The organism is Stackebrandtia sp., assembly GCF_035643755.1.
GTDB lineage: Bacteria > Actinomycetota > Actinomycetes > Mycobacteriales > Micromonosporaceae > Stackebrandtia.
The window spans coordinates 1-2,910 of sequence record NZ_DASQPW010000289.1 but is presented as its reverse complement, the minus strand read 5'-3'; the positions used below and the strand labels follow the sequence as shown (position 1 = coordinate 2,910).

Below are 2,910 nucleotides of genomic sequence, written 5' to 3'. Positions count from 1 at the left end.
TCGCGGTGGGACGTCGCGTTCTCCCTGGCCACCACGCGATCCTCCTTTGAGGAGCGGGCGGTGGTTTTCGGTACCGACGTGTCGGAAATGGCCGACGACCTGCGCGCGCTGGCCGCCGGTGAGCCGACGGCGCGGGTGGTGAGCGGGACCGCGACGCGGGGCGGGATCGCGTTCGTGTGCCGCGGGAGCGCCGAGGCGGTGGCTCGCGAGGGAGAACGGCTGCGCGAGGCCGACGCCCGCTTCGCGGCGGTGTTCGCCACGGTGCGCGACGAGCTGCGTGGCGGCGACGCTTCGGACGCGGCGTCGGCGGCGTTCGTCACCCAGGTCGCCCTGCATCGGCTGCTGACCTGGTGGGGTATCGCGTTCGACCACGTCGGCGGGGACTCCGCCGGTCGGGCCGCCGCGGGCCACCTGACGGCAGGAAACGCGGCCAACGACGAGACGGCGTACGCCACGGTGATCTCCACCGACCCCGACGAGCGCGGCGACGAGGCCGGCGGCGTCATCGCGGCGTTCGACCCCGAGGCGTCGCCGAGGGAATCGGTGGTCACCGTGCTGGCGCGGGCGCACGTGCGCGGCGCGTCGGTGAACTGGCGGAAGTTGTTCGACGGCACCGGGGCCCGGGTCGTCGACCTGCCCACCTATCCGTTTCAACGCCAGCGGTTCTGGGTCGCCCAGGATCTCGCCGCGCCGCTGGAGACTTAACCGAAATCGGTGCCTGACTGTATGTAATATCACCGAATGTGAGGACTCCCGACGTCAGCGTGGTCATTCCGGTGTACAACGCGATGCCGTGGCTGCGGCAGGCCGTGGAATCGGTGGTGGCGCAGACGATCGACTCCGACGCCGTGGAGATCATCGCCGTCGACGACTGTTCCACCGACGGCAGCGGCGAGGAGCTCGACGTGCTCGCCGAGCGGCACCGGCGGCTCCGGGTCGTCCACCTGGCGGAGAACTCGGGCGGCGCGGGCGAGCCCCGCAACGTGGGCATGACCGCCGCGCGCGGCGAGTACCTGTTCTTCCTGGACGCCGACGACTATCTCGGCACCGAGGCGCTTGGCAAGATGCTGGCGATGGCGCGCCGCGCCGGTTCCGACATCGTGCTGGGCGCGACCGCCCCCGTGCTGGGGCGCGGGCGGGGACATCGGCGCGGGTGGAGCCAGGATGTCGAGCGGGCCGAGATCGTCGACGGCGGCGTGTACGAGTGGCTGGACGCCCACAAGCTGTTTCGCCGGGCCTTTGTGGATGAACTGGGGATCGGGTTCGTGAAGGGCCCGCGGGCCGGCAGCGACCTGGAGTTCGTGTCGTACGCGTATCTGTGCGCCAGGGTGATCTCCGTGGTGGCCGACTACGACTGCTATTACGTCCGCGACCGCGGCGACGCCCCCGCGGCGGCCGACGACGCGCTGGAGTTCATCTCGCGGGTGGACGCGATCGCTCACACCATCGCCGACCACGTGCCCGAAGGGGGCGGCCGGGATCGGTTGCTCGAGCGGCATGTGCGGCGCGAGGTGCTGGACGAGGCGTTGGGCGGCCGCTGGTTCGACGAGATGTCCGATGAGGACCGCGCGGCGCTGGTGGCGGCGGCCAGGGAGTTCTGCGCGCACTGGATGACGCCCAGCGTGTTCGCGGCGCTGCCGCCGATCTTTCGGGTGATGGCGCACTGCCTGGTCAACGACCTGTCCGAGGAGCTCACCGACATCGTGCGGTTCCAGCGGTTCGGCGACCCCGTCAAGGACATTGTGGATGGCGGGCGGGTGTACGCGGGCCTGCCGTTCTTCCGCAACCCCGCCGCCGCGATCCCCGACGTCTGCTACGACCGCACCCCGAACCTGCGGCCGCGCCGGCGGCTGCGCGAGATGGACTGGCACGGCACCAAGCTGCGGCTGGCGGGCCACGCGTTCATTCCCCACATCGACACCGACGAGCAAACGGTCACGGTGGTGCTGCGCGAGCGCGACAGCGGCGCCGAGCTGGGGGTGCAGGCGCGCGGCACCCGCACGCCCGAGCTGGCGGCGGGGCCGCACGACGGCCGCTACGAGTACGGGTACGCGGGCTTCGTCGCCTACCTCGATCTGGGCAGGCTGGCCGATGGGCGGCCGCTGCCCGACGGGCGCTGGGAGGTGTGGGTCGAGGTGTGCGCCCACGGCGTCACCATGCGGCGGCGGCTGGACACCCCGGGGGAGTACGCGCAGCGCCGCCACAAGCTGATGTCGCTGGACGTCGGGACGCCCGCCCTGGTGACGACGTCGGCCACCAAGCGCGGGGAACTCGTCCTGTCGGTCGCCGCCCGCAATGCCTCCACAATGGACCTGATGCGGCTCACCGAATGCGAGTCCACCCGCACCCACTACGCCGTGGCCGCCCACGGCCACCTGGAGTCCTGGCCGAAGGACGCCACCGCCGAGCTGTGTCTGGTGCGCGGCAAGCGAATCAAGACCGTCCGCGCCACCGTGGAGAACACCGACGAGGGCATCGGCGTCAAGGCCACCCTGCTCCCGCCCCGCCTGCGCCTGGCCTCGGGCTGGTGGGGGCTGGGCATGCGGCTGTCCTGGTCGAACAACCACTTCGAGCTGCCCGTCCACGACGCGGCGGGCAAGCAGGTCTGGCTCCAGGGACGGCCGACCCTGCGCGAGCTTTTCGGCAGGGTACGGGGCAGCGTCCGCGCATAGCCCATATAGGAGGGGAAACGTGAACCACGAGACCGCCCACCGCACCCGCCGGGGGCGGGTCGTCATGCTGGTCGACAACCCTGTCACCACCGACACCCGCGCCCAAAAGGCCGCCCGCTCCGCCGCCGAGGCGGGCTGGGAGGTGCTCGTGGTGGGGCGCTCGCCCGACCACACCGAGCGATCCTGGGAGCTCGACGGGGTCGAGGTACGGCTGGTGCCGGTGGCCCAGACGCTGGGG

Annotated in this window: 1 protein-coding gene and 2 pseudogenes; all 3 read left to right on the top strand. The window is 71.7% G+C overall.

The window, feature by feature from the left end; all coding sequences use genetic code 11:
* Positions 1-705, top strand: a pseudogene (locus VE172_RS22655) (hypothetical protein); the annotation flags it as partial.
* Between the two features lie 38 nt (positions 706-743).
* Positions 744-2,672, top strand: a complete 1,929-nt coding sequence (locus VE172_RS22650; protein WP_324804278.1) for a glycosyltransferase family 2 protein — start codon at positions 744-746, stop codon at positions 2,670-2,672.
* A 19-nt stretch (positions 2,673-2,691) separates the two neighbouring features.
* Positions 2,692-2,910 (top strand): annotated as a pseudogene (locus tag VE172_RS22645) (glycosyl transferase family 1); the annotation flags it as partial.